At 45.8% G+C, this 25,109-nt stretch carries 28 protein-coding genes and 1 tRNA gene; 17 read left to right on the forward strand and 12 right to left on the reverse strand.

The features are described 5' to 3' along the window. Positions 1-139: 139 nt before the first annotated feature. Entirely contained in the window at positions 140-1,198 is a 1,059-nt protein-coding gene (locus tag CF394_RS10035) for a CdaR family transcriptional regulator (protein ID WP_094943395.1), read from the reverse strand. Positions 1,199-1,315: 117 nt separating this feature from the next. Between CF394_RS10035 and CF394_RS10040 the strand changes: the two genes are divergently transcribed. Together CF394_RS10040 and CF394_RS10045 are read left to right on the forward strand one after the other, a co-directional pair. Further along, positions 1,316-2,437 carry a glycerate kinase gene (locus tag CF394_RS10040; RefSeq protein WP_165767531.1) on the forward strand — a complete coding sequence of 374 codons (1,122 nt, stop codon included), beginning with the start codon at positions 1,316-1,318 and terminating at the stop codon, positions 2,435-2,437. A gap of 18 nt (positions 2,438-2,455) precedes the next feature. Beyond that, positions 2,456-3,796 (forward strand): GntP family permease, encoded by a 1,341-nt coding sequence (locus tag CF394_RS10045; protein ID WP_094943398.1) that lies wholly within the window; start codon positions 2,456-2,458, stop codon positions 3,794-3,796. Positions 3,797-3,836: 40 nt separating this feature from the next. On the opposite strand, the gene CF394_RS10050 is transcribed toward CF394_RS10045, so the two are convergent. Both CF394_RS10050 and CF394_RS10055 read right to left on the reverse strand, forming a co-directional pair. Continuing rightward, positions 3,837-5,066, reverse strand: coding sequence for an MFS transporter (locus CF394_RS10050; RefSeq protein WP_243370791.1), 1,230 nt, complete (start codon positions 5,064-5,066; stop codon positions 3,837-3,839). Positions 5,067-5,300: 234 nt separating this feature from the next. After that, positions 5,301-6,467 carry a YbfB/YjiJ family MFS transporter gene (locus CF394_RS10055; protein WP_243370794.1) on the reverse strand — a complete coding sequence of 389 codons (1,167 nt, stop codon included), beginning with the start codon at positions 6,465-6,467 and terminating at the stop codon, positions 5,301-5,303. 88 nt (positions 6,468-6,555) lie between these two features. Here CF394_RS10055 and CF394_RS10060 point away from each other — a divergent pair, with 88 nt between their 5' ends. The 4 genes from CF394_RS10060 to CF394_RS10075 are packed head-to-tail and all read left to right on the forward strand — an operon-like array spanning position 6,556 to position 8,324. Further along, positions 6,556-6,978: a DUF1801 domain-containing protein gene (locus CF394_RS10060; RefSeq protein WP_094943399.1), complete on the forward strand. Its 423-nt coding sequence runs from the start codon at positions 6,556-6,558 to the stop codon at positions 6,976-6,978. Further along, complete coding sequence (locus tag CF394_RS10065) at positions 6,975-7,445, forward strand: SRPBCC family protein (protein ID WP_094943401.1); 471 nt, start codon at positions 6,975-6,977, stop codon at positions 7,443-7,445. Before CF394_RS10060 ends, CF394_RS10065 begins: the two co-directional genes overlap by 4 nt. Continuing rightward, positions 7,446-7,640: a hypothetical protein gene (locus CF394_RS10070; protein WP_094943402.1), complete on the forward strand. Its 195-nt coding sequence runs from the start codon at positions 7,446-7,448 to the stop codon at positions 7,638-7,640. A 24-nt stretch (positions 7,641-7,664) separates the two neighbouring features. Further along, a complete protein-coding gene (locus tag CF394_RS10075) occupies positions 7,665-8,324 on the forward strand; it encodes an RNase H family protein (protein WP_094943404.1) in 660 nt (219 codons plus the stop codon). A gap of 39 nt (positions 8,325-8,363) precedes the next feature. On the opposite strand, the gene CF394_RS10080 is transcribed toward CF394_RS10075, so the two are convergent. From CF394_RS10080 to CF394_RS16220, 6 genes are read right to left on the reverse strand one after another with little or no spacing between them, the layout of a single operon-like run. Next, positions 8,364-8,627: a hypothetical protein gene (locus CF394_RS10080; protein ID WP_094943405.1), complete on the reverse strand. Its 264-nt coding sequence runs from the start codon at positions 8,625-8,627 to the stop codon at positions 8,364-8,366. A 51-nt stretch (positions 8,628-8,678) separates the two neighbouring features. Further along, positions 8,679-9,080 carry a hypothetical protein gene (locus CF394_RS10085; protein ID WP_094943407.1) on the reverse strand — a complete coding sequence of 134 codons (402 nt, stop codon included), beginning with the start codon at positions 9,078-9,080 and terminating at the stop codon, positions 8,679-8,681. A 14-nt stretch (positions 9,081-9,094) separates the two neighbouring features. After that, positions 9,095-10,471, reverse strand: a complete 1,377-nt coding sequence (locus CF394_RS10090; protein ID WP_094943408.1) for a sensor histidine kinase — start codon at positions 10,469-10,471, stop codon at positions 9,095-9,097. Continuing rightward, complete coding sequence (locus CF394_RS10095; RefSeq protein ID WP_094943410.1) at positions 10,468-11,139, reverse strand: response regulator transcription factor; 672 nt, start codon at positions 11,137-11,139, stop codon at positions 10,468-10,470. The genes CF394_RS10090 and CF394_RS10095 overlap by 4 nt, the downstream gene beginning before the upstream one ends. A gap of 14 nt (positions 11,140-11,153) precedes the next feature. After that, on the reverse strand, positions 11,154-12,932 hold the full coding sequence (locus tag CF394_RS10100; RefSeq protein WP_341476735.1) for an MMPL family transporter: 1,779 nt from the start codon (positions 12,930-12,932) through the stop codon (positions 11,154-11,156). Between the two features lie 38 nt (positions 12,933-12,970). Continuing rightward, on the reverse strand, positions 12,971-13,249 hold the full coding sequence (locus CF394_RS16220) for a hypothetical protein (protein WP_341476736.1): 279 nt from the start codon (positions 13,247-13,249) through the stop codon (positions 12,971-12,973). 121 nt (positions 13,250-13,370) lie between these two features. Here CF394_RS16220 and CF394_RS10105 point away from each other — a divergent pair, with 121 nt between their 5' ends. From CF394_RS10105 to CF394_RS10120, 4 genes are all read left to right on the forward strand, one after another. Then, a complete protein-coding gene (locus CF394_RS10105; protein ID WP_094943411.1) occupies positions 13,371-15,383 on the forward strand; it encodes a penicillin-binding transpeptidase domain-containing protein in 2,013 nt (670 codons plus the stop codon). Between the two features lie 56 nt (positions 15,384-15,439). Further along, entirely contained in the window at positions 15,440-16,351 is a 912-nt protein-coding gene (locus CF394_RS10110) for a 1,4-dihydroxy-2-naphthoate polyprenyltransferase (RefSeq protein ID WP_439332870.1), read from the forward strand. A 101-nt stretch (positions 16,352-16,452) separates the two neighbouring features. Continuing rightward, positions 16,453-16,674, forward strand: coding sequence for a hypothetical protein (locus tag CF394_RS10115; protein WP_094943413.1), 222 nt, complete (start codon positions 16,453-16,455; stop codon positions 16,672-16,674). Between the two features lie 93 nt (positions 16,675-16,767). Next, complete coding sequence (locus CF394_RS10120; protein WP_094943415.1) at positions 16,768-17,493, forward strand: ZIP family transporter; 726 nt, start codon at positions 16,768-16,770, stop codon at positions 17,491-17,493. A 94-nt stretch (positions 17,494-17,587) separates the two neighbouring features. Here the strand turns inward: CF394_RS10120 and CF394_RS10125 are convergent. Then, positions 17,588-17,660: transfer RNA gene (locus CF394_RS10125), tRNA-Val, on the reverse strand. Positions 17,661-17,735: 75 nt separating this feature from the next. Here CF394_RS10125 and CF394_RS10130 point away from each other — a divergent pair. Together CF394_RS10130 and glsA are read left to right on the forward strand one after the other, a co-directional pair. Continuing rightward, positions 17,736-17,945, forward strand: coding sequence for a helix-hairpin-helix domain-containing protein (locus CF394_RS10130; protein ID WP_094943416.1), 210 nt, complete (start codon positions 17,736-17,738; stop codon positions 17,943-17,945). Positions 17,946-18,001: 56 nt separating this feature from the next. Then, positions 18,002-18,934 carry a glutaminase A gene (gene glsA / locus CF394_RS10135; RefSeq protein ID WP_094943418.1) on the forward strand — a complete coding sequence of 311 codons (933 nt, stop codon included), beginning with the start codon at positions 18,002-18,004 and terminating at the stop codon, positions 18,932-18,934. Here glsA and CF394_RS10140 read toward each other — a convergent pair. Continuing rightward, positions 18,931-19,719, reverse strand: coding sequence for an alpha/beta fold hydrolase (locus CF394_RS10140; RefSeq protein ID WP_094943419.1), 789 nt, complete (start codon positions 19,717-19,719; stop codon positions 18,931-18,933). The genes glsA and CF394_RS10140 overlap by 4 nt on opposite strands. 114 nt (positions 19,720-19,833) lie before the next feature. Here CF394_RS10140 and CF394_RS10145 point away from each other — a divergent pair, with 114 nt between their 5' ends. The 5 genes from CF394_RS10145 to CF394_RS10165 all read left to right on the forward strand — a co-directional run bounded on the left by CF394_RS10145 (position 19,834) and on the right by CF394_RS10165 (position 24,595). Then, positions 19,834-20,700, forward strand: a complete 867-nt coding sequence (locus tag CF394_RS10145) for an SDR family oxidoreductase (RefSeq protein ID WP_094943421.1) — start codon at positions 19,834-19,836, stop codon at positions 20,698-20,700. 87 nt (positions 20,701-20,787) lie between these two features. Further along, positions 20,788-21,900, forward strand: a complete 1,113-nt coding sequence (yfkAB, locus tag CF394_RS10150) for a radical SAM/CxCxxxxC motif protein YfkAB (protein WP_094943422.1) — start codon at positions 20,788-20,790, stop codon at positions 21,898-21,900. Positions 21,901-22,262: 362 nt separating this feature from the next. Next, positions 22,263-23,063 carry a DUF4397 domain-containing protein gene (locus CF394_RS10155; protein WP_094943424.1) on the forward strand — a complete coding sequence of 267 codons (801 nt, stop codon included), beginning with the start codon at positions 22,263-22,265 and terminating at the stop codon, positions 23,061-23,063. Between the two features lie 58 nt (positions 23,064-23,121). Next, a complete protein-coding gene (locus CF394_RS10160) occupies positions 23,122-23,676 on the forward strand; it encodes a class F sortase (RefSeq protein WP_243370797.1) in 555 nt (184 codons plus the stop codon). A 109-nt stretch (positions 23,677-23,785) separates the two neighbouring features. Further along, positions 23,786-24,595, forward strand: coding sequence for a DUF368 domain-containing protein (locus CF394_RS10165; RefSeq protein WP_094943426.1), 810 nt, complete (start codon positions 23,786-23,788; stop codon positions 24,593-24,595). 26 nt (positions 24,596-24,621) lie between these two features. Here the strand turns inward: CF394_RS10165 and CF394_RS10170 are convergent, their stop codons facing one another. Further along, positions 24,622-25,095 (reverse strand): DinB family protein, encoded by a 474-nt coding sequence (locus CF394_RS10170; protein WP_094943428.1) that lies wholly within the window; start codon positions 25,093-25,095, stop codon positions 24,622-24,624. Positions 25,096-25,109 lie beyond the last annotated feature (14 nt).

The raw sequence follows: 25,109 nt of genomic DNA on the forward strand, positions 1-25,109 counted from the left end.
GGGGTTCTTTGTTAGAAAGAAAGGTGAGCGATTGTTCAACGACAAATTTGAAGTTCTTTTCCACAAATCTTAGGTTCTTTTCTGCAAATTTGAAGTTCCATTCCGCAAATCTGAAATTCTTTTAAACAAATCCGAGAATTCATACATCCCGCCACTTGAGAGCCAGCCATAAGCTCGCGGCATCTTCAAATCGCAGCGGGTGCAATCCTGTGAGCTCCTCGATTTGTTGAATCCGGTAGCTTAACGTGTGGCGATGAACCCCAAGTCTTTCAGCTGCACCACGAATGGACAAGTCAGAAGCAAACAAGGCTCCGAGCGTCTCAAGAGCTTTGGCATCAAGAGACGCAAGTAAAGTTCTACTGTATTGCGATCGGCCTAATTCCGGTACTTGATGCAGCAAATAAGTGAGTTCGAACTCAGAAAAGCTAGCAAGGGGAGTCGTTTGATTGGCTTGAGTAACCTGAGATGCATGCAGGCTTTCTCCGAGAACCTCTAAAGAATCTACACACTTCCCAACAGAAATTTGCAGAGTGGGAAGAAGTCCTAAGAGTCGCTTAAACTTCTCTTTCAACCGTTCCTCGCTTAAACCACTCGTCAAAACGACTACTTCGCCGTTAACACCTACTCCTATTACTTTGTCTGGCCAATCGAAAAAGTCTTCTAATTTTCTTCGAAGTGTATTCGTATTTCCTAAAGTATCGCGGAATAGACTGCAACATAAAGGACCTGCAACCGAAATATGAGATAACGCAATACGCTCCCTAGTCGCATGAGATAGCTCGCCAGTAATCCATAGCTCTGTAATCGCGTCGTCTTTCCATTTGCGGTTCCACTCAGATTCGGCAGTCACGATCGATTGGTGTAACATCAGTTCACATGTTAACTGAACAAGAGGGGCGACAGACTCAAGGTCTCCAGGGTTCCCTGTAATGCCAATGACAGCAACCAACTTATCTTTATAAAATAGCGGTAAATTGATTCCAGCTTTACTTCCTGGCCAGTCACCAGCTACCTCTTCCGAGATGACCAGTGTCTCCCCGGTACGTCCTACGTACGCAGCTCCCTCGTGGAGTTGTTGAAGACGTATTGGTTCCCCAGAAGCCACAATTAGACCAGTTGGATCCATCACATTGATATTCCGACTCAGTCGAATCATGGTCTGTTCGACCATCTGATTCGCTACTTCTTTCGTTAACATCGACAACACTCCTAAAAAATCATCTGAAATTCTATTCTTATTTGTACATTTAGTATAATGCACTATCAGAAAATACACACTACACTAATTTGTAAGCGTTTACTTGAGGGGGAGCCTATGCACATTATCATCAGTCCAGATTCATTCAAAGGAACATTGACAGCTAAAGAAGCGGCACAAACGATGAAAGACGGACTCTTGAGAGTGTTCCCACGTGCGCAGTATACACTGATTCCAATCGCAGATGGAGGGGAAGGGACGCTTGAGGTTCTCGTGGAGCTAACGGAGGGTCAGATGCAACAAGTAGTCGTAGAAGATCCACTGGGAAGGCCGGTTGATGCACGGTTCGGTATCTTAGGCGATGGCAAGACGGCCGTGATTGAGATGGCGGAAGCGTCAGGGATCATGCGCGTTACGAAGTCGGAGCGTAATCCTTTTCGTGCTAGTACTTACGGGACAGGAGAACTTATTCGTCATGCACTCGATGCAGGATGTCGGCACTTCATCTTAGCGATTGGAGGAAGTGCTACAAATGACGGAGGCATTGGTGCCATGCGCGCACTTGGGGCACGATTTTTAGATGGGTCAGGCAAGGTTTTGGAGACGGATTTGCCTTCTTATCAAGAACTCGCAACGATTGATCTGGCAGGACTTGATTCCCGACTTCCGAAATGCCGCTTCGACATTGCTTGTGATGTGGACAATCCACTCCTAGGAGAACGCGGTGCCACAGCGATTTTCGGCCCTCAAAAAGGAGTCGATAGACGCCATCACGATGTACTGGAAAGTATTCTCGCACGCTATGCACAGGTCGTGGAAGAAACTACAGGGAAGTCCGTGCACGAGTTGCCCGGTGCTGGTGCAGCTGGAGGACTTGGAACAGCGTTTCTTGCATTCCTGCCATCTACTTTGCGTCCTGGAATTGAAATCATCTTAGATGAGATCGATTTTGATTCGAAGTTAGACGGAGCAAGTTGGGTCGTTACGGGCGAAGGGAAATCGGATGTGCAAACGTTGTCTGGAAAAGCCCCGCTTGGAATTGCGTTTCGCGCAAAGAAGGCAGGGGTGCCTGTAGCTTTACTGTCGGGAATGGTACGAGAAGAGGACCGTGTTCTATTGGCGCCGCATTTTGATCTGATCGAAAGTATCGTGTCACCTTCTTGTCACCTAGAAGAAGCATTATCACAGCCGGTACCTGCTTTACTAGCAGCTGCTGAACGTTTGGGGAAATCATTTTAAATTTAAGGGGGAGTTTGTATGTTATTTGCGATTATTTTGCTAGGGGTCGTGTTGATTGTCTTTGCGACAGCTGTATTAAAAGTACATCCGTTTATTTCATTGATCGTCGCAGCATTTTTTGTTGGAATCGCAGCGGGTCTACCGCTTGTAGACGTCGTTCGTTTTGTGAATGAAGGATTTGGTGGCTTGATGACGAGTATCGGTCTGGTAATCGTGGCCGGAACTATCATTGGTGTCATTCTAGAGAAATCTGGAGCAGCGTACCGAATGGCAGAAGTCGTGCTTCGTGTCATCGGAGAAAAACGTCCGCAGCTCGCGATGTCTGTGATTGGGTACATTGTTTCGATTCCAGTATTTTGTGATTCTGGGTACGTCATCTTATCGAGTTTAAAAAAGGCGCTAGCTAAGCGAGCACAAGTAGCTGTAGCTTCTATGGCCGTTGCGCTTGCGACTGGATTGTTTGCAACACACACACTAGTACCACCGACACCAGGACCGATTGCGGCCGCTGGAAACATCGGTGCATCTGACTACTTAGGAACTATCATTCTGGTCGGTCTGATCATTGCGATTCCAGCAGTTCTGGTCGGGTATATCTGGGCAGTGAAAGTCGGTTCGAAGATTCATGTAGAAGAAGATGCAGAAGCGCTTGACTACGACGAAATCATTGCTTCATTTGGCAAGATGCCATCGGCTTTCAAATCGTTCTTACCCCTTGTAGTGCCGATTGCTTTAATTGCTATGGGGTCGATTGCGACGGCTCTTGGCGGAGAAGGTGGCGTTACGTCCTTCTTCCAATTCCTTGGTTCGCCGACAGTAGCTTTGTTCTTAGGTGTATTCGCGGCGTTACCGCTACTACCTGCTTACGATGAGAAGACATTGACCGGATGGGTTGGCGAAGGATTGAAAGAAGCAGCACCGATCTTGTTGATTACAGGTGCCGGTGGTGCATTTGGGACAGTGATTCGAAATACAGGTGTAGCAGACCAACTGCAAGCCATGGATCTTTCCGCGTTTGGAACGGGGGCGTTGTTCTTGATTGTGCCGTTCTTAATTGCAGCGGCGCTCAAAACTGCACAAGGTTCCTCAACGACAGCTCTGGTTATTACATCGACTTTAGTGGCACCATTAGTAGTGGAGCTTGGAATTACTGGTGGCGTGGCTCTTGCTTTAGTAGTTATGGCAATTGGTGCCGGTGCTATGACGGTGAGCCACGTAAACGACAGTTTCTTCTGGGTTGTAACGGAGTTCAGTGGAATGAAAGTAACAGATGCCTATAAAGCGATGACGATGTCGACGTTACTGATGGGACTTACGACGATTGTAGTCACTATGGTGGCATGGATGATTTTTGTATAGATGAAAGAAAGAGGCTTCCTTTGCGGAAAGCCTCTTTTTATTATGCCGCAGCCGCTTCCGGTCGCTTTTTATGTCGCGAATAGAACCAAAACATCGCGAAGAATACTAGACTGCTAGACAAACGTAGAGCTGCGTTGATATGCATCGCTTCGACAATGCCGAACAGTTCCAAGAAGATGATTCCGATCTGTGGTGCGATGAACGCCATCAAGGACAGTAATACATTGTAAGTTGTGATGCAGTACGTCCGCTTTTCAGTAGGACTGTGCTCAAGGAGCATATTGAATAGCACCAAGATGACTCCGGACAGGAAGAAACCTGAGGTCGTCTGCACTAAGAACAGCAGGAAGAAGTTTGTCGTTAGCACAGTGAAGAACGGAGCAGATGCCATTCCGATTGCTAGGACAATGAATACGAGTGTATTGGAATACTTCTCCGACCATTTTTTCCACAACGGATAAGTAAAGAACTGCATCAACATGTTTCCTGCAGAGAACATACTGAACCAAAAGATGGTCGCTTCTGCAATGCGCACGTGATAGATGTTGAACAAACCCCACGCCATCTGCCAGGTGAAGTTGAAGAACAGGGCAGCGACTAAGAACCAGCGGTAGCCGCGGTCTTTGAAAATCGACCAGTCCATTAGTTTCGGTTTGGTTTCCGAGACGACTGGATCGTTTTCTTTATGACGCATGATCAAAAACCCTTCGAGCAAACCGAAGCACAGTGCGACGGCGAACAAGACTTGGTACGACATCACACTTTCCGTCGCATCACGAAGTACGATTCCAACAAATAAAGTCGTGAACAAACCGACAATGGTCAGCATCCGGTTGCGGTCACTGAAAAATTGCGCTCTACGGTTTTCATCAACCAAGCCACTGATCAACGTCTGCCAACCGATTGTCGCCAAGGCTGTCGGCACATGCATCATACCGATGATGACTAGGAAAGCCCACGCTCGCCATTCCGGAGGTAGGTAGACCACAAAGACGATGGCAAGAAAAAACAGCCGAGCGGTGATGATGGCTGTACCGACGATTCGTTTATGAGTGACGCTTTTATTGAGTAAAATAGCTGCCGGGATCGTCATAAGTAAAGCGATGAGAGGCGGCAGAGAGCTAAGTAGCCCAACTTGGTAGTTGGTTGCTCCCAAGATGGTGATCATAAAGAGCGGGAAAAAGGTGTTGGTAATATTCATGGCCATAGTAGATGCCATACCATTATAGATACTGATTCGTTCATTATAGGGGCGGTCCATTTTTAACATACATGTTCTCCATCCATCATTCGTTACCTGAATTATACTCCGGAAACCGAAATTTACAAGAGACTAATGAAATGTTTTTCGATTGACGAAGAAAAAGATAGGTTCGCTAGGACCTACCTTTTAGTTTGTCTATGAAATGTCATGATGAAATTACGGATGTCGAATGAAATCCGATAGAGACCTAATCAAACAAAATAGTGTATCAATCATTCAAATTACTGTCCTAATGAAAAATCAAGAAACAGTCTTGTTCTTTTCAATCCATAAAATCGGGAGGGTACAGATGGCGCCGAGTGCAATCACAACAGAAGCTCCAATCAGAGCAGAACCGAACGATCCGGTCTGAGAAGCGAGCCAAGAAGCGATGATAGGACCGATCATTTGGCCGAGCGCATAGGTTACAGTGAGTACAGATAAAATACGCGCGCTTGCATGTGGGAATTTTTCACGAGCGTAAGAGGCGACCAGCACCGTCACACCCATAAACGTTGCACCGAAAAGTACAGCACTTGCGTAGAAGCTCGTTGGACTTTCTGAGAAAGCGGGAAGCGCAACTCCTATAGCTTGGATAACAAGTAAAGCTGTAAACGACTTCATCCATCCGAAGCGACTACCGACAAATGCCCAAATCATCGTTGAAGGGACCGCGGCAAGTCCAACGATTGCCCAGACCTGTGTCCCGCTACCCATAAAGACGTCAGAAGTTTCCGCGATAGCTACGATGAACGTACCTGTAATGATGTAACCAAGGCCCTCAAGACCATAAGCGATGAGAAGCCAGACGAGCCAAGGCTCGAACCGTTTCTTTGCAGTGGCAACAGGAGCTGCTTGAGTACTTTCAGTTTTTGGTTCTTTAACGACCGTAATGACGTATAGCGCTAGAAGCAGTGCGATGACTCCTAGACCAATCCAAGCTCCATCACTTGTGTAGCGTGTGATTAAAGGCTGAACGACAAGTCCCGAGACAAAGATGCCGAGACCAACGCCTGCATACATCACGCCGGATAATCCGATGCGTCCAATAGAAGCCAGACGGTCCAGAATGATGCTACTCGTCAAGACGAATACAAAAGCGCTCGTCACACCTGAAATGAAGCGGAAGACGATCCACAACACGTGTGAGTCCACGAGGCCCATGGCGAAGGTCAGCGTAATACTAGTCGCAAGACTGGCGTATAACAATTTCGATCTGTAACGGCCGATTGGGAAGATGCTCCCAGCCAAAGCGCCTACTAAATAACCGGCATAGTTGGCCGATGCAAGTGTGCCGGCAAAAACTGTAGAAAATCCCTTTTCTAGCTGCATAAATGGTAAAATGGGTGTATAGGCAAAGCGGCCGATGCTCATCGCTATGAAGAGCGCAAAGACGCCGCCGAGTACTAAATAGAGTGGATGCTTCATGATGGTCACCTCAACTAGTTCAATTCGTTACATCTAAGTATACGTGAACCATTCGCTTTGCGAAATAGTAGTAGAAAGGATGATGGATATGGCCTACGAGTTAAAAACCAAGCCGACGGATCAGAGCGTCATTGAATTCATTGAAGCAATCGATAAACCAGCTAAAAAAGAAGATGCATACCGCTTACTCGATATTTTTCATGAAGAAACAGGTTTAGAGCCTGTTTTGTGGGGACCGAGCATTATTGGCTACGGTTCGTACCACTACAAATACGATTCCGGTCATGAAGGAGATGCCGCCCTTACAGGATTTTCGCCGCGCAAAGCAGCACATTCCTTGTATTTAGACCCAGGTGATTCGGAACGTGAAGTATTATTAGCACGTCTAGGGAAGCACAAGTCCGGGAAGAGCTGTGTCTATATCAACAAATTAGCCGATATCGACGAATTGGTTCTTCGGAACATGATTCGCCGGACGGTGACACAGGTTAAAGCGAGGTATCCACAATGAAGTGGGAAAAAGAAATTGAAATCGACGCACCGATTGAGACGGTGTGGGGTTTATTTGATGAAGCGCACCCGCAGCGCATCATGCCGAAAGTGGAATCCAACGAATGGATCGTTCAGAATGAGCCGCTCACGGGTTCTTCTTATAAACAGACGTACCGAGAAGGCACTCGAACAGAAAGTTATTTAGTGACCATCACTGAGTTTAAAGATGAACCAGATGAGAAAGTCAAAGCCATTCAGTTCGTCTTGGCCAATCTGTTCGAGACCACGTTAACATTTGATCTTCAAAAGCTCTCCGAAAACACAACGCGCTTCCGCTACTTGGGATCCAACGTCGGCATCAATTTAGTTGGCAAAACGATGTTAAAGCTTGGAAAGAAGCAGGAGAACGGAGGACCGGTTGTCGAAGAGTTCATACAACGGGTGAAACGAGAAGCAGAGAAAGATGCAAGAGAGGAGAGAGAATAGATGAAATACTTACAAGCACAGATGAGTCAGCTCGTAAAATCAGACCGCGACTTGCAAAAGAAGCTAAAAGAGCTGATGAAAGAACATGATTTAGGAAAAGCGCATGCATTAAAAGCTCTGTATCACGCAGAAGTAGCCGATAGCGGCAAATACATGAATGCGTATAAAGAGTTAGACGGGCACCACTCGAACTAATCCTAGCCATGGGGGGTCTTCACTATGAACGTTTCGATTCGCTGGCTTTATAAAACACCTAGAAACCAAGAAACACGTTTTGAATCAGGGGAGATGCCACTTGAACGAGCTTTACTGTTTATTGAAGACATGGAGCGTACGGGTCGCGTCAAACAAGTAGACATCATTGACGCCCGCGGTACGTTCTGGACAGTGAAAGAAGCTAAGCGTTACTTGAAGGAAGTTGAAGTAGAACCGCACAACATTCGTGTCTATTTTGACGGTGGCTATAAGCGCGAGACCGCAGAAGCTGGGCTTGGTTGCGTCATTTATTATGAGCAGAACGGCAAATCTTATCGGCTACGTCAAAATGCCTTTGTAGAAGGGTTTACTTCAAACAATGAAGCCGAGTTTGCGGCGCTGCACCTGGCTTTACAAGAACTTGAATTTCTAGGAGCGAAAGGTGTACCTGTCGAGATTCGAGGCGATTCACAAGTCGTGCTGCAACATATGATTGAAGACTGGGAGATCATGGACCCGACGCTCGCGTCATGGGGAAGACGGGTCGATCAAAAAATCGATAAGATAAAACTGCAACCGGAATATCATCAGATTCCAAGGCACAAGAACAATGAAGCCAATCGATTGGCGACACAGGCTTTAAAGGGCATTCCTGTTGCCGCTGAGATTGAATTGGTGCAATAAGAATAAAAAAAGGCGTGGAGCAAAACTGCTCCGCGCCTTTTATTCTTCATATCGGTCTACTGCCTGTTTGGCTTCAAGTAGCGTCCAGCCGTGTTCTTCTCGAACGCGCTTGACGGCTTGTACTTTTTTCCCTTGTCTTACTAATGCAGCTAGCTCTTGATCCAATTCCGGACTGAATTCTTGTGGAGAAGGATGATTCGTCTTCTCCAGTCGACGCAAGCGCATCCGAAGGTCACGAACTTCTGCGTACAAATAAAACGTGAACCCAATAACCGAGATAAGTAGCCAAGTCTGCCATTCCATAGTGATCAGCTCCTCTACCTGCTTTATACGATTGGAGAGGAAAAAAGTTCCTTACTTTCTATCTTTGGCTGGCACGGTAAAGAATGTGATGACCGCAAACAAGAAGAACGCAATCAATAAAATCGTTCCACCGACAATAAAGAACACCAAGATAAACGTATCATTCAAGTTGAACGGATTCAGATTGTACATCCACATGCCGACCGTCAATCCGATGGCTCCGATAATGGCTGTAACCCCATGAACAGCTACTAACTTTTTGTATTTGATTTCAAAGATCTGATAGAAGATCCCCCAAGCAAACACAGACAACCAGCCGACTAGCAAGATATGCGCGTGAATCGGACGTAGTGCATAATCCATAGCACCCGCCATATGTGACCCTAAATACGTTCCAATAAATCCAAAAATCGCGGCTACTTGAATGAGCCGAATACTCCATTTCTTTTCCATGAGTTCAATTCCTCCTATAAAATGGGCAGCGTCACTTCGACGCATGTCCCTTGTTCTAAAGTACTTTCTATTTGTAGTGTGCCTTTGTGCAACGTGACAATTTCACTCACAATAGCTAGTCCAAGGCCCGTTCCTTCGGTATGACGAGACAGGTCTGCTCGGTAAAAGCGTTCCGTGACATGGGGAAGGTCCTGCTCAGCAATGCCTTCTCCAGAATCTTCAACACGAATCGTCACAACCGAAGCGTCCGCTTTCATTATAACGGCTATACGGCCGCCTTCTTGTGTATATTTCGTGGCGTTTGACAGCAAATTGTCCCAGACAACTTCTAAAAGCTCGGCATCGGCTTGAATTGTCACCGGTTCTAGCTTCAACGTCACTTCCAATTGTTTCTCTTCAAAACGATAGCGATAACTAGAAACAATCTGTTTCAATTGTTTGTCCACTTCAACTAGGCCTTGGGTCAACTGATACGTTGGCTGATCCAAGGTACTTAAAAGAAGCAACTGCTTCGCGAGGCCGGAAAGTCGAGTGGCTTCTTGCTGGATGACTTTTGCGTGTTGATGAGAAGGAGCATCCACATCCGCTTCGTTCTCAATCAGTTCCGCGTAGCCCCGGATGTTGACAAGTGGAGATTGTAAGTCGTGAGAGACATTTGTGATGAACGTTTTCCGAGCGGCATCATTCTCTCGAAGTCGTTCTATCATCTTGTTGAAACTGTCTGCAAGCTCTCCTATCTCATCTTGTCGTTCAATGCCTAACGAATGGCTGTAATTGTCGTTGGCTACTTCTTGAGTGGCTTGGCGGAGCAGGCCAATCGGTTTCGTCAATTGTTTGGCCATCCACAGCATCCCGAGCAAGTTTACAAGAGCAATAGATAGTAGGAACGCGAGAAGCAATGTATGGATATCTGAAGACAACAGGCTTAGGTCTGGTCGTAAGAAAAGTCCATAAGCCTCGCCGTCTACTTCAAAAGGAACCCCGACAGTGTTGGTGATACGGTTCGCAAAGTGACTCGTCATAAAGAAGCTGAGTGCTCCGTCTTCACCTGTATAGGTGGTACCGTCCGACACAACGCGCTGTGCTTCTTGGGATAAGGCGATTTCTTCAAACGGTTTTCCGAATGATTGAAGTGAGCCTTCTGAGTCCGTTAACACAATCTGATAACCGAGATTCGCCACAGAATCGAGAAACGGAGTTAGCGCTTCTGCATCGCCGTGCATCGTTTCTAAAATAGACGTCACTTCTTGAGCTCGCGTCAAGTTTTGCTCGATCGTCTGTTGCTTTGTGAACGCGAGATAAAAGACATTTGTGATCATCAGGCCGATAATCACGCTCAAAATTAAAAACCAGCCACTGGTCTGTACAAATTGTCGGTACAAACTTTTCACCGGAGCACCTCCAAGCGGTAACCTACGCCTCGAATGGTTTGGATTTCAACGGTCGCGCCGTGCTTTTTCAAACGGTCTCGCAGCCGGTTCATGTGAGTGTTGAGAGACAACTCATGTTTTTCGTCGTCTTCTCCCCACACTTCTTCGAGCATCCGAATACGAGAAATGGTCTGTCCAGGAGTCGCGCCAAGGAGTGCCAGCAGTTCAAACTCTTTAAGAGGGATGATCAACGTTTCGTCTCCAATGACGACATCGTAAGAAGAGCGGTCTAGTTGCATATTGCCGACAGAGAGATGATGACGCGTTGCTTTTCCATAACGTCTCAATATCGCCTGCAAGCGAAATAGCAGTTCCTGCGGTTCGAACGGTTTTACTAAATAGTCTTCCGAGCCGGACTCAAATCCCTTGGCTTTGTCTGCGAGTTGTCCTTTCGCAGTGACCAAGATTACTGGAATATCCAAATCGTCGGTCAAGGTCTGGGTCAGCTCATAGCCGTCCATCCCTGGCATCATCACATCGACAATGGCAGCTGCCACGTCTTCTGTCTCAAGCAAAGTGAGAGCTTGCTGCGCATCTTGTGCGAGTAATGCTTCGTAACCACCTTGTTGAAGTTGTAGAGCAATTAATTGACGGATATGCACATCGTCATCAACGACAAGAATACGCATAGCAAACCTCCTTTTTACGCCTTCTTCGGCGTGTCTTTTTCGAATACTAGAATAAGGGCTGGAATCAAGATCCCTCGAACGATGAACGTATCAATCAAGATTCCGATTGCCACGATGAATCCAAATACGAACAAGTCAGCAATCGGCATGGTCATCAGTGCAGCAAACGTAGCGGCCAAGATGACTCCTGCAGAAGAAATGACGCCTCCTGTGACCGTGATGGATCTCTGTAGGGCCTCTTTCACAGAATGGTGGTCTCTTTCTTCCATGTAGCGAGAGACCAAAATAATCGTATAGTCAATTCCTAGTGCTACTAGGAAGATGAAAGCATAGAGTGGGACACGTGTACTGATGGCTTCATAACCAAAAAGCCAGTCCACTGCGAATATACCAATTCCAAGCGCTGCGGTAAAGGAAAGTAATAATGTGGCCATCATATTGAGAGCCATTTTCCACGAACGCGTCATGACAAGGAGCAGAGCTGTGATGAGTAACGTCTCCAAGACGATAACGATTAAGATATCACGGTTGTTGACCTGCTGTTCATCCACGAGTTTTGGTGTGATCCCGGACCAGTAGACTTCTGTCGCGTCGTCTAGAGACTCTGTCGTCTGACGCAAGTCATCTACTACGTCCATAGCTTCTGTGGAATACGGGTTCAAGTCGAGTGCTACAGAGTAGCGAGTCGCGGTTGCATCGTCAGTTGTTTCCACTTCTCGAATAGAGGCAATACCATTTGCGTCTTCGACTGTCTGTAAGAAGGCTTCTTTTGTTGAGTCATCCAACGGGTCATCCGATTTCAAAAGCACGGTCATCGGAGCTAGTTGACCTTTATCGTAGTTGGCTTCTACAATTTCATATCCCACTCTAGACGGTAGGTTCTCAGGAAACGACTTTACCATATCGAATTCGAATTTGAGATTGAACAGGTTCAATGAAGCAAGGATCAGAACGATTAGGACGAGTCCACCAGACACAAGAGGTTTCTTCGTCACGATTTTCGCCATACGTCCCCATAGTCCCGCAGAACGTTCGGGTTGCTGACCATATTTTGGTGACCGTGGCCAAAATGCTTTGCGTCCGAACAGCGTGAACAGTGCAGGTACAAGAGTGATGGACGCTAGAATGATCACAACGAACGCAGTGCTGAAAACCGGTGCGAAGTTTTGATAATCTCGGAAGTCTGCAAAGAACAACACGAGCATGGCAGCAAGTACAGTAGCTCCTGCAAATACGACGGGAGTGGCTGTTGACCGCATGGCAACCTTCATCGCTGTAAATTTGTCTTCATATACATACAGCTCTTCTTTGAAACGCGAAAATACGAATAGAGAATAATCTGTTACAGCTGCAAACAGCAAAATGCTCATGATAGAAGTGGTCGCATTGTTGATTTCTAAACCTCCTGCTCCGAGTAACCCAATCAGCTGGTTTGTCACTTGGTAGACAAGAGCTGTAGCAAGAAGCGGGATGATCGCTAGAAGTGGCGAACGGTAAATGACGATCAACAATACTAAAATAATTCCAATTGTGGCAAGCAACAAGACAAAGTCCGCTTCTTCAAACAATTTCAACGTATCGCCTGCAATTCCTACGGGACCCGTTACATAAAAATCAAACGTTCCAAATTCTTCTCCTCGCTGTTCGCCGATAGTGAGCAGTTCATCAGTAATCTCTTTGTAGCGGTCACTGCCGATACCTGATTCGAGTTCCAGAGGGAAGATGAACGTCTTTTGGTCTTCTGAATAGAAGCCTTCTAAAGCTTGAGGAGGGAGTGCGGCAAGGTCCATCATCGGCTTGATAGCGTCGATGTCTGCTTCCTTAATATCTTCTAAGACAGTAAAATTTCAGTCGTCTCAAGTGGCGCATCACCAGAGAATACTAGAATTCCCGGAGTTGCTTGTGCATCCGGAAACGCTGCTTTCAATTCTTTTTCAGCTTGGATGCTTGGGGCATCGTCTGGGAGCGATTGAAAATTTGCGCTCCGATAATCTGCCGCTTTGGGGCCGGCACTCAATAATACGGCGAGCAGCACCCAGATGGTCAATGTGATCCACATACCTTTTTTAGTGGTCACAAAATCCGTTATACGGTGAATCGCTTTTTTCACAAGTTGTCACTTCCTTTTGTAGTTTCTCCCATAGTGTAAACCGCGTATATAAACCGAATATCAACTGAGGGCGTCTTTGGAAAAAATATGGTACGCTAAACGAAAGATAGGGGTGGACGACATGAAGAAATGGGGATGGGGAGTCCTAGCTGTGCCACTATTGGTTCTAGCAGGATGTAACGATGAGGTAACACCACAGGAGCGACAAGAAGCCTACGTGGCCGCATGGAATGAAGGAGATTATGAAACACTCTATAACGAGTTTGTATCCGACGAGACGAAGGAACAAGTGGATGAGGCTGCGTTTGTGGAACGCCAAGTGGCCCTCGATGAGGCATTGGGTGTGACAGAGCGGGAAGTCACGTTTACAAAAGCTCCGGAAGACGCGCAATGGGAAGCGGCTGAACCCGCTACATTTCCTGTTCAGATAAAAGTAGAGACGGTCGCTGGTCCAGTCGAGTGGGAGAAAGAGATGACATGGCAATCTGTCGAGACAGACGAGGAACTAACGTGGATGGCCGATTGGGATACTGGATTTATCTTGCCAGACTTAGCAGAAGGTGATGAAGTGCGCGTCTCGACACTACCATTTGCACGTGGAGAAATTTACGACCGCAACGGCAATGCACTCGCTATTAACGGGACCGGGTTTGAAGTAGGAATCGTTCCTGGGAAGTTTACGGATGACGCTCAGAAGCCAAGGCTTGCCGAGCTGTTGGGAACGACTGTTGAGTATATCGATAAGCAACTTGCCCAGAGCTGGGTAAAAGACGACCAATTCGTACCGATCGATAAGATCGCACAGACTGATGATGTCAGAGCTGCGCTCCTTGAGATTCCGGGAGTCCTCCTTCAAGAGACGGCTATGCGAGAATATCCGTACGGAGAAGCGGCAGCGCATCTGGTCGGTTACATCGGACCGATAACAGCGGAGCAGTTGGCTGAGCGTGAAGACGAAGGCTATACCGAGTTTGACCAAATAGGCCGTCAAGGACTTGAGAGCTTCTTGGAAGAGCGACTCCGAGGACAAGATGGCAAGCGTGTGTTCATTGATAAGGCAGAAGAAGGCTTGGAAAATGTCATGCTTGCTGAGAAAGAGCCTGTGGCAGGAGAACGCATTGACCTGACGATTGACGCCGAGCTCCAAAGAATCACGTTTGCATCAATGGACGGGGAGCCGGGAGCAGCCGCAGTCGTAGATCCAAAGACGGGAGAAGTGTTGACGCTTCTCAGTTCGCCAAGCTTTGACCCATCTGCATTTATGCTCGGGATGACACAAGCACAGTATGATGAGCTTGCCAACGATCCACTCAACCCGTTACTCAACCGTTTTGCAGCTTCCTACGCACCAGGATCGACGTTAAAGCCGATCACAGCAGCGATTGGAATGGAAGCAGGGACGCTTGATCCAACTGAGGGAATTGTAATTGAAGGGGCTACTTGGCAAAAGGACGATTCTTGGGGCGACTACCGTGTTACGCGTTTGCATCCAGAAGCGCCGAATCCGATCGATTTAGAAAAATCACTTGTCTATTCCGATAACATCTACTATGCGCAACAAGCATTGAAGATGGGCAGAGAGACGTTCGTAGAAGGGCTAGAGTCCTTTGGCTTTGGTGAAGACATTCCGTTCTTTTTAAACCTGCAGGCTTCACAAGTCTCGAATGATGGCGGTATAGGCTCAGAAGGACAACTCGCTGATACGTCGTTCGGTCAAGGACAGATGCTCGCAAATATTTTACATTTAGCCAGTTCCTATCAGCCTTTCCTGACAAACGGAACGATGTGGCAACCGACTCTTCTACTTGAAGAAGACGACCAGGTCGTATGGAAAGAGGGGCTCGTAAGCGAGCAGAATGCAGCCATCTTGCAAGAAGGGATGCGCAGTATGGTAGTGGACGGTTTTGCACAAGCAGCCAACATTCCAAATATTCCTCTTGCCGGTAAGACAGGGACCGCTGAACTGAAAGCGACAATTGATGCGGAGGGACAAGAGAACGGCTTCTTCGTCAGCTATCCAGTGGATACAGAAGAGATGATTATGGCCATGATGATTGAAGATGTAGGTGACAATAACGGAAGCGGCTACGTAGCAGAGAAGGCAGCGGCTATCTACAAACTTTTGTATGAATGATGCTATAATAAAGTGCTATGTAGTTTAGATAAGAAGGGGTTTTCACCATGAAAGCAATTGATTCTACCCTGCCGATTTCCCGAGGCAAATTGATGTGGCAGATGACGCGTCCTCATACGCTGACAGCGACATTCGTGCCTGTCGTCTTGGGAACTGTAATGGCATTGTTTGATACCTCGATTCACTGGGGACTTTTCATTGCCATGATGGCAGCAGGTCTGTGTCTACAGATCGCAACGAATTTATTTAATGAGTACTATGATTTTAAAAAAGGACTAGATACCGCGGATTCAGTGGGAATCGGTGGTGGTATCGTTCGTCACGGTCTGAAGCCGGGTATGGTACTCGCTGTGGCTTTGATCCTTTATCTGTTAGCCGGCTTTATTGGACTTTATATCGCAGCTTCTACAAGTTACTGGTTGATTGCTATAGGTGTCGTGGGGATGGCAGTAGGTTATCTGTATACGGGAGGCCCACTTCCAATCGCCTACACGCCGTTTGGTGAAGTGTTCGCTGGCGTATTCATGGGTATCGGGTTCATCTTGATCGCGTACTATCTTCAAACGCTTGAAGTGACGACTTGGGCACTGTTGTTGTCGATTCCTTTTGGGATTTTAGTCGGTGCTATCAACATGTCAAACAACATTCGAGATATAAAAGAAGATACTATTGGTGGACGCAAGACGCTGCCTATCTTACTTGGGCGCGAGAAAGCCATCACGGGACTTGCTGTGGCATTCGTCATTTCTTACGCATGGATTGTCGGTCTGGTCGTCTTGCAAATCGTGACACCATGGGCACTTTTAGTGTTGCTTGCTGTGCCGAAATCCATCACGGCTATCAAAAGTTTCCGTCTTGGCAAGACGATGCCTCAAATGATGGGACCAGCGATGAAATCGACAGCTTTGACGAATACATTCGTTGGGGTGCTTTTAACAATTGGCCTCTTCATTGAGTGGCTGTTATAAGAAATTAGAGAGAGAATCCAGCCTTTATGAGGCTGGTTCTTTTTAGTTGTAAAAAGAACGTGTGTTCGATATAATGAGAACATAAAAGGAGGTCGGTATTGATGAAAGAACAGCTCACTAAAGCCATGAAACTCAATTATCTTTTAGAAGTCGTGTATATGGATCAGTCAGGGAAACTCACAAAACGTCGAATCAAAGTTTTGAAGATGCACGGCGAAAAAATCTGGGTATGGGACACAGGGAAACGTGCAAAGCGGACATTCCTGATTGATCGTGTTCTAGCATGTCAACCGGTCCTCCGCAAAGAACGGGAAATTATTTAGTGGTTGAAAGAACGATTTCAATTATAAGTAGGTCTGTTTAATTCAACAAGAGCTGGGTAACGTGAGAGTATGGTCTATGGAAGGGGCGATACAATGAGCACGGAACTCAGCTTTCTTTTTGTGGTGGGATTTATGGCGATTCACTTATTTTCTCGTCATGTACATAGTTTGCGTAGGAATCCCCGTAGCCAATTTCTATCCATTGCAGGTGGAATCTCTGTTGCTTATGTGTTTCTCCACTTGTTACCAGAACTCGGGGACTTTCAACGAGAGCTTGAAGGAGAAGGGGTCCTTTCTTATTTGGAACACCATATCTATCTGATTGCATTGATAGGTCTCGTACTTTTTTATGGTCTAGAGCAGTTCGTGAAGAAATCTCATAAACATCGTGAACATCAGTCATCGATTTCGCATCATGCAGGTGTCTTTTGGGTTCATATCGGCACATTCGCTTTATATAATTTTAGTATTGGATATCTTTTAGTTCGTGAAGAGTTCACAGACTCTCTTGGACCTTGGGCATTCTTTATCGCCTTAGGTGTCCATTTTATAACCAATGACATCAGTCTGGATGAACAACATGATCGTGATTATGCCAAATACGGAAGATGGCTACTAACAGCCTCTATTTTTATCGGATGGATTACGGGAGTTCTGACAGAGCTGCATCCCTTCATTGTTTCCTATTTGGTTGCTTTGCTCGCAGGAGGAATTATATTGAATGTGATGAAAGAAGAACTACCTGAGGAACGAGAGAGCAGCTTTCCTGCGTTTTTAGGTGGCGTAGTTGCCTACACCGTCATCCTGCTGCTGATTTAAGACATAAAAAAAGAGCCCCTAGACATACGGTCTACTAGGACTCTTTCGTGTGAAAGCCGTGTTCCGACAGCTTCCACAAGGGTTTGGCACCCAATGATCCCGACTGGGTTCGAACCAGCGACCTCCACCCTGTCAAGGTGGCGCTCTCCCGACTGAGCTACAGGATCTAAATTTTACTGACAAAGATTATTATACCCCTTTTGACCAGGAGTGCAAGAAAAACTTTAAGGAGTGTGAGAGCGATGAAAGATAATCATACAAGCACGCCACTTCCTCCAGGAGTTAGTAAACCTGCAGTGCGAGCGTTACATCATCATGGCATTTTCACGTTAGAAGAGCTAGCAACAAAATCGTTTAAAGAAGTACAAGCTTACCACGGAATAGGACCAAAAGTACTTCGCATCCTTGAAGAGGCCCTCAAAGTAAACGGGCTGTCGTTTTTAACCGATTAACCTGAAGGGATTCGGGTAAACAAATACCAGAAACTTTTAGGAAATGAGGGAATGACATGTCGCTTAAAGAATATGAAAAACAATTAGAGGAACTTTTCATAGACTGCGAAAAGAACTGTGAGCAGAACGGCAAAGTGGCTTCTTATATACCAGCACTTGAACGAGTAGATCCGGATTTATTTGCAGTTAGTATCATGGATACACAGGGGCGTTCGATCTCTACTGGAGACGTCGATGTCAAATTCACGATGCAAAGTATTTCAAAAGTCGTCATCTTTTTATATGCACTTGAAAACTTTGGAGAGGAAGCTGTATTTGAGCGGATTACTTTAGATCCTACAGGAGATCCCTTTAATACCATCATGGGGATTCAGAGCACCACGGAAGGGAACGTCCACAATCCGATGATCAACTCAGGAGCTATTGTCCTCAGTTCAATGATTGCAGAAAAAGATGGTCCGGAAGCTCTTCAAAACATGTTAGAGTTTACACGGACTTTGACAGGTGACGACGGCATCTATGTCGACGTGGAAGTATTCGATTCTGAAAAATCTACAGCTCTTCGTAACAAAGCGATTGCGTATTTCCTTCAGGCTTCGGGATCTATCCACGATACGGAGGATTCGTTAGACTTGTATTTCCAGATGTGTTCGATTGCCATCACGGTTGAAGACATTGCGAGGATGGGAGCCCTACTTGCAAACAAAGGTGTCGATCCTTTTTCAGGGGAACGAATCTTGCAAGACTCCAATGTGAAAACAGCGAATGCCTACATGCTGCTAAGTGGCATGTACGACGCTTCGTCACGCTTTACGATTAAAGTGGGTTTCCCTGCGAAGAGTGGAGTTTCCGGAAGTATCTTAGCAGTAGTCAGTGACCGCATGGGAATCGGAATTTTATCGCCACCCCTCGACTCTAGAGGAAATAGTGTAAAGGGAATCCAGTTGTTGAAAAAGCTATCGGAGCGATGGGACCTCTCTGTATTTTAAAGGGTCCGTTCAACACCTAAAAACTCAAGAACAAAATCAAGATAGAGAAGTCGTTGTTCTACATTCGGTGCATGACCCGACTGATTAAACTCAGCAAAGGTTGCGTGTGGGATGAGGCGTGCTGTTTCTCTTGCCTTCTCTGGTGGGTTTAATTGATCGTGATCGCCGCTAATGACAAGTGTCTTAGCGGTGATTTTAGACAACTCCCCAGTGAAATCGAATCCCGTCAGAGCCTGATTGGCTGCTTCAATTTGTTCGGCAGTCATCGGCTCTGCTTTTTTTGCAGCTTCTTTACTCCATTGACCTACAGCTTGCAAGTCATGATACATGTATTTAGAAGCTTTCAAAATCTTCGCATTGTGAGTTAATCCTTCTAACTCCTCTTTATGTTCTTCAAATAAGGCCTGCATGGCTGATGTCTTGCCTGTAGATTTTGTGGCTACCAAGACCAAACGCTTCACGCGCTCTCCTAAACGAATGGCCACCCCTTGCGCCACATAGCTTCCCATAGATACGCCAATGATATGTAATGAAGGAAGTCCCAATTCTTCTACTAACGCAACCATATCGTCAATTAAGTCCTCAAGAGTATACGTTTCGGGACGCTCTGAATCTCCGTGACCGCGGAAGTCGGGTGTAATCACACGCAAATACTTCTGCAATACGCGGGTCTCCTCGTCAAACATATGTCGGTTCCCCGTGAGCCCGTGTAAAAGCAGGACTGCAGGTCCGGTGCCTTTCTCAGAAAATGCTAGTTGAATGCCGTTGACTGATGTTATCAGCATAATGATGCCTCCTCGCTCTTTATTTTCTTATGCCCATTTTCTCTACTATTAAACGTTTTAATTAAGAAATGGAGGGAAAACAAATAACGATGAAAAATGTGAGGAGGAAATTCAATGAATATTCATGAACGTCAACAAGATGGTCAGCCACCTCAGACACAAAAACACCAACCTGGAGTAGAATCCAAGATGGAACCTGCACCGGTGCATCCGACAGAATATAAAGGTGCGGACAAATTAAAAGATAAAGTCGCTTTGATTACAGGTGGAGACAGCGGAATCGGAAAAGCGGTTGCTATTGCATTCGCTGCGGAAGGCGCCTCTGTCGTCATCAATTATTTAGATGAAGACGAAGACGCAAAAGAGACAAAACGACTCATTGAAGACCGAGGTGGAAAAGTCAAGCTTGTTAAAGGGAATATTACAAGTGAAGACTTTTGTGGAAAGTTGATTGATCAAACGGTCGAAGCGTTTGGTGGACTCGATATTCTGGTAAACAATGCAGCCAAACAATTCCCTCAAACATCTATTGAAGATATTACATCTGAGCAATGGGATTTGACATACAAGACAAACATTTATCCAATATTCTACCTGTCTAAGTTAGCTATGCCACATTTAGGGCAGGGGAGTGCCATTATCAATACTACTTCCGTTACTACTTATATGGGCAATGAAGAACTGATTGATTATGCCTCAACAAAAGGAGCCATTGTCGGCTTCACTCGAAGTCTCGCTCAAAACGTAGCTAAAAAAGGAATTCGTGTGAACATGGTGGCTCCCGGACCGATTTGGACTCCACTGATTCCATCGACATTTGATAAAGAACATGTAGAGGAGTTTGGAGTTGACACGCCACTTGGTCGTCCAGGACAGCCTCGTGATTTAGTTGGAGCTTATGTCCTGCTAGCTTCTGAAGACGGAGCTTATATGACAGGGCAATGCATCCATGTAAATGGCGGCATGTTGATGTCCTCTTAAAGAGTAGCTGCGGCTGCTCTTTTTTCTTTTGCCATGAACGTGTACAATAGAGCATGGAAATTCAACAGAGAGAAGGCTTTACAACTCATGGTAACTATTCAACCGCAACGCCAAACGCCGACCCAGGATGACTGGGAAGCGTATTTAGATATTCACAAGCACGGCCGTTTGACGCTTTCTAGTGTCGAACTCACGACCACTTATTTATGCAATATGCGCTGCGAGCATTGTGCTGTCGGCGATATTTTAGCTCTGAAAGATCCGGAACCGATTGCAATGGAGCGCATTTTAGCGCGTTTAGATGAAATTCCTCATCTGCGTACATTGAGTCTGACAGGTGGAGAGCCTTTGTTCTCGAAGAAGTCATTAGAGAATGTGATCTTACCACTGCTAAAATATGCGAAATCACGTGGCGTGAAGACGCAGATCAATTCCAATTTGACGATGCCTTTCGAGCGCTATGAGGCAATTGCTCCATTTTTAGATGTCTTACATATCTCTCACAACTGGGGAACTCCTGAAGACTTCATTGAAGGTGGGTTTGCCAATATGCCGACACCTCCACCAATTGCTGTTCGCCGAAAACAATACGATGTGATGATTGAAAACAGTCGGCGTCTAGCTGAAATGGGTGTATTCATTTCTGCCGAGACGATGTTAAACAAACGGACGCTACCTTATATAGAAGAAATCCATCGCCAAGTCGTGGAAGAGATGAAGTGCAGCCGTCATGAAGTCCATCCGATGTACCCGGTCAGCTTTGCCTCGAACTTAGACGTGCTCACTTTAGAAGAGACACGTCAAGCTATCTCTCGACTTCTGGAGGTCCGTGACCCGGATGTATGGATGTTGTTTGGGACACTTCCGTTCTATGCATGTAGTGATGCTAGCGAGGATCTGCAACTGCTTCAGAAATTGAGAGGGCAGAAAAATGTCACTATGCGAAATGATCCGGACGGGCGCTCGCGTCTGAACATCAATATCTTCACAGGTGAAGTGGCAGTGACGGACTTTGGAGAAGCTGCCAAGGTCGGGAATCTACTGGAAACGTCCCTTCCTGAGATTTACGAGAGCTGGTTAGATACCACTACTGCAAAGTCGATGAACTGTCATTGTCCAGCGGTATCATGTCTCGGACCAAACTTGCTTGTCAAAGATGCGTACTACCCAGACATTGATTTTACAAAACGAAAAGCATAAGAATATACCTGTCTCGACTGAGACAGGTCTTATTTTTTAGAATATGTAGCGGGCCACTTGCTCATCGCTGATCAATAGACCATCCACTTCTACAAATCCTACTCTTTCATAGAACTTTTTAGCGCCTAGGTTTGCTGGTTCAAAAGAAGCTTTGACAAAGAAAAGTTGTCAATAGTTTGTAGAAGTTGTATTATTGAATAATAAAAAAATGATTATTTACATAAATAAATAGTCGAATTAACTCATTTTCGATAGATTCAGTCTATTTCTCCTTGTTATCGCTTGTATAATCTTTGTCCATAGGTTATAACTAAATTATACAAAGGATGTACAAACATTAAACAAGCAGAGGAGAGAAGAAGATGAAGAAAATCTTGGTAACACTTGCTGTCGTTTTGTCCATGGTATTCTCACTAGGAGCAACAGCCTTAGCCGATGATCATGCAGGCGCAAAAGTACGAGTGGTTCACGCATCCCCGGATGCTCCAGCTGTTGATGTTTATGTAAACGGTGAATTGACATTAGAAGATGTGCCATTTAAAGCGGACTCTGGGTATCTAGATGTTCCTGCTGGTACTCACAATGTCGAAGTATTCGCTGCTGGTAGCGAGTACATGGAAGGCGAAGCGGTTCTACAAGCAGATCTAACTGTTGAAGCTGGTAAAGCTTATACAGTAGCAGCTGCTAACCTTTTAGAGTCAATTGAGTTTGTTGTAGCTGAAGATTCAATGGAAGTAACAGAAGGCAAAACAAAAATTCGCGTAGGTCACTTATCACCAGATGCGCCAACAGTTGATGTTGGATTAATCGGTGGAGATGCAGTATTCTCTGGCGCTACATTCCCTGGAATCACAGATTACATGGAATTAGATGCTGGGACATATGACCTTGAAATTCGTACACCGGATGGTACTCAAGTTCTTCCTCTAGAAGGAACTGAGCTTGCTGCCAACACAGTATACAGTGTATTTGCGATCAATACTGCAGATTCATTAGAAGTTCTTGCTCTAGTGGATTACCAAGGTGCTGGTGCACCTGGTGAAATGCCATCAACTGGTCTAGGTACTCCTGAACAAAACACAATGATGTACCTATTAGTTGCTGGTGGACTGGTACTAGTAATGGGTGGAGCGTTTGCGTTCCGTCGTCGTTTTCAAAACTAGTGTCTTCCTTCTCTCACTGCTCCTCTTTGCAGGCTGCGCGCCTGTAGATGAGGTAGCAGTGAAAACAGAGAATGTGGGATTTGAAGTGGATGTTCCTAAAGAACGTGTGGAGCCTGTCGTCAAGGCGGCTACTCAACCTACTGAAAACCCAATAAATGCTGTACTTCAAAAAGGAACTGTCCCATTAACTCTTCGCATTCCCTCCATTGATGTGGAAGCACCCGTCCAGCATCTTGGAGTGACTGAAGAAGGCGAGATGGCCGTACCTGATGAAATTAATGAAGTCAGTTGGTTTAAACCTGGCTATAAGCCGGGACAAAATGGCCGTGCTGTTATTGCGGGTCACGTTGATGGTCTGGATGGTCCAGCTATCTTCTGGGACCTTGCAAAAGTACAGGCCGGTGACACCATCGAAGTGGTAGGAGAGAACGAGACTCTTACATTTGAGATTTATAAGCTAGAGTCCATACCCCTTGCCCTAGCAGATGTCTCAGAAGTATTTGGGTATACGTCTTCTCCTGAACTCGTGCTGATCACTTGCTCCGGAACCTACAACCGTGAGTGGGGAACACGCGAGGAACGATTGGTAGTCTACGCAAAATTAGTCAATTAGTCTAGAAGGAAGCAGTGTCCATGCGGATGCTGCTTTTTTCATTGTGCAAGGAACTAGTTTTTCCGCTATACTAGAACAATGTGAATTGGGATAAAGGAGCGTTTTTAGTATGGAATGGAAAAATATTTTACGTGGTTTTGCCATGGGTGTTGCCGACTTGATCCCGGGAGTAAGTGGTGGGACGATTGCCGTAATTTTAGGGATTTATGACCGCTTAATCGCCGCTATCAGTGGATTTTTTAGTCGTGAATGGAAGAGACATGCGCTTTTCTTAATTCCGCTTGGTGTCGGAATGGTAGCGACGATTTTGTCTCTGAGTCGAGTGATTGACTTTTTATTGGAGAATTATTATGCACCTACACAGTTTTTCTTCTTAGGTCTGATCATAGGGATTATTCCGATGTTGTTTGGTGAATTGCATGCACGTGCTGGCTTCAAATCTTCGTATTGGATAGCTATAGCGATAGGGACAGTGTTAGTTGCCAGTATGGCATTTATTCGTCCTGCAGAAGCGGATATTATTACGAATCTGTCGCCAGCGACAACTGCCTTATTGTTCTTCTCAGGTTGGTTGGCGAGTATGGCCATGTTGTTACCTGGAATCAGTGGTTCGTTCATCTTGCTTTTAATTGGGGTATACCCAACAGCTATCAAAGCATTATCTGATTTAAACATTCCGTTGATTTTAATCATCGGAGCAGGTGTAGGAGTTGGCTTTATTGTCAGCAGTAAGGTCATTCGCTACTTACTTAGCCATAAACCGGGTATCACATTCGCTGTAATCATTGGCTTGGTTTTAGGCTCTTTAGCGGTTGTCTTCCCAGGACTACCTGAAAACGGCATGCAGTGGGGACTTAGTGTGTTAACATTTGCTGCAGGTTGGATTATCGTACATTTATTAAATAAAGTATCCGCATAAAAAAGCATGGGCCGCGGCCCATGCTTTTACTTTTGTTTCAGTTGGCGCAAATAGTGGCGAATGGTATTCAAGTGAAGTGCTTCATGGAAGAAACTGAACAGCAAGCAACCTCCGACCGTATCAAATGTGATTCCAGATTTATTTGTGAACGGATGTGGTAGAGATACGTTCAAGTCTCCTTGATGACTTTCTTTGATGCGAGCGGTCTGAGCCACTAACTGTGCACGAATTTCTGCTAGAGTCGGTGGTTCTTCTTGCCAGTCGGCTGGCTTAGTTCCTGCAGCGAACAGACGTGCATAAACCTCTGGCAAATGAATTGGTTTTCCTGCGACTTCGTAAGCTAAGCGCTCTTGAATGTAGACGATGTGTCCAAGGTTCCAGCGGATTGAGTTCGAGTATCCTTGTGGAATAACATCCAATAAATCCTCAGGTGTTGCGTCTAAGACCTTCAGTGTTAGTGCACGAGTAGTATCCAAATGGGATGCCAAATACGGTTCCATCAAAACAACTCCTT

Source organism: Tetzosporium hominis (assembly GCF_002265435.1).
Taxonomy (GTDB): domain Bacteria; phylum Bacillota; class Bacilli; order Bacillales_A; family Planococcaceae; genus Chryseomicrobium; species Chryseomicrobium hominis.

What these genes read in the sequence shown, in the direction of transcription:
- CF394_RS10035 (WP_094943395.1), bottom strand. Translation starts at nt 1,198, where the DNA reads ATGTTAACGAAAGAAGTAGCGAATCAGATGGTCGAACAGACCATGATT.
- CF394_RS10040 (WP_165767531.1), top strand. Translation starts at nt 1,316, where the DNA reads ATGCACATTATCATCAGTCCAGATTCATTCAAAGGAACATTGACAGCT.
- CF394_RS10045 (WP_094943398.1), top strand. Translation starts at nt 2,456, where the DNA reads ATGTTATTTGCGATTATTTTGCTAGGGGTCGTGTTGATTGTCTTTGCG.
- CF394_RS10050 (WP_243370791.1), bottom strand. Translation starts at nt 5,066, where the DNA reads ATGTTAAAAATGGACCGCCCCTATAATGAACGAATCAGTATCTATAAT.
- CF394_RS10055 (WP_243370794.1), bottom strand. Translation starts at nt 6,467, where the DNA reads ATGAAGCATCCACTCTATTTAGTACTCGGCGGCGTCTTTGCGCTCTTC.
- CF394_RS10060 (WP_094943399.1), top strand. Translation starts at nt 6,556, where the DNA reads ATGGCCTACGAGTTAAAAACCAAGCCGACGGATCAGAGCGTCATTGAA.
- CF394_RS10065 (WP_094943401.1), top strand. Translation starts at nt 6,975, where the DNA reads ATGAAGTGGGAAAAAGAAATTGAAATCGACGCACCGATTGAGACGGTG.
- CF394_RS10070 (WP_094943402.1), top strand. Translation starts at nt 7,446, where the DNA reads ATGAAATACTTACAAGCACAGATGAGTCAGCTCGTAAAATCAGACCGC.
- CF394_RS10075 (WP_094943404.1), top strand. Translation starts at nt 7,665, where the DNA reads ATGAACGTTTCGATTCGCTGGCTTTATAAAACACCTAGAAACCAAGAA.
- CF394_RS10080 (WP_094943405.1), bottom strand. Translation starts at nt 8,627, where the DNA reads ATGGAATGGCAGACTTGGCTACTTATCTCGGTTATTGGGTTCACGTTT.
- CF394_RS10085 (WP_094943407.1), bottom strand. Translation starts at nt 9,080, where the DNA reads ATGGAAAAGAAATGGAGTATTCGGCTCATTCAAGTAGCCGCGATTTTT.
- CF394_RS10095 (WP_094943410.1), bottom strand. Translation starts at nt 11,139, where the DNA reads ATGCGTATTCTTGTCGTTGATGACGATGTGCATATCCGTCAATTAATT.
- CF394_RS10100 (WP_341476735.1), bottom strand. Translation starts at nt 12,932, where the DNA reads ATGATGGACCTTGCCGCACTCCCTCCTCAAGCTTTAGAAGGCTTCTAT.
- CF394_RS10105 (WP_094943411.1), top strand. Translation starts at nt 13,371, where the DNA reads ATGAAGAAATGGGGATGGGGAGTCCTAGCTGTGCCACTATTGGTTCTA.
- CF394_RS10115 (WP_094943413.1), top strand. Translation starts at nt 16,453, where the DNA reads ATGAAAGAACAGCTCACTAAAGCCATGAAACTCAATTATCTTTTAGAA.
- CF394_RS10120 (WP_094943415.1), top strand. Translation starts at nt 16,768, where the DNA reads ATGAGCACGGAACTCAGCTTTCTTTTTGTGGTGGGATTTATGGCGATT.
- CF394_RS10130 (WP_094943416.1), top strand. Translation starts at nt 17,736, where the DNA reads ATGAAAGATAATCATACAAGCACGCCACTTCCTCCAGGAGTTAGTAAA.
- glsA (WP_094943418.1), top strand. Translation starts at nt 18,002, where the DNA reads ATGTCGCTTAAAGAATATGAAAAACAATTAGAGGAACTTTTCATAGAC.
- CF394_RS10140 (WP_094943419.1), bottom strand. Translation starts at nt 19,719, where the DNA reads ATGCTGATAACATCAGTCAACGGCATTCAACTAGCATTTTCTGAGAAA.
- CF394_RS10145 (WP_094943421.1), top strand. Translation starts at nt 19,834, where the DNA reads ATGAATATTCATGAACGTCAACAAGATGGTCAGCCACCTCAGACACAA.
- yfkAB (WP_094943422.1), top strand. Translation starts at nt 20,788, where the DNA reads ATGGTAACTATTCAACCGCAACGCCAAACGCCGACCCAGGATGACTGG.
- CF394_RS10155 (WP_094943424.1), top strand. Translation starts at nt 22,263, where the DNA reads ATGAAGAAAATCTTGGTAACACTTGCTGTCGTTTTGTCCATGGTATTC.
- CF394_RS10165 (WP_094943426.1), top strand. Translation starts at nt 23,786, where the DNA reads ATGGAATGGAAAAATATTTTACGTGGTTTTGCCATGGGTGTTGCCGAC.
- CF394_RS10170 (WP_094943428.1), bottom strand. Translation starts at nt 25,095, where the DNA reads ATGGAACCGTATTTGGCATCCCATTTGGATACTACTCGTGCACTAACA.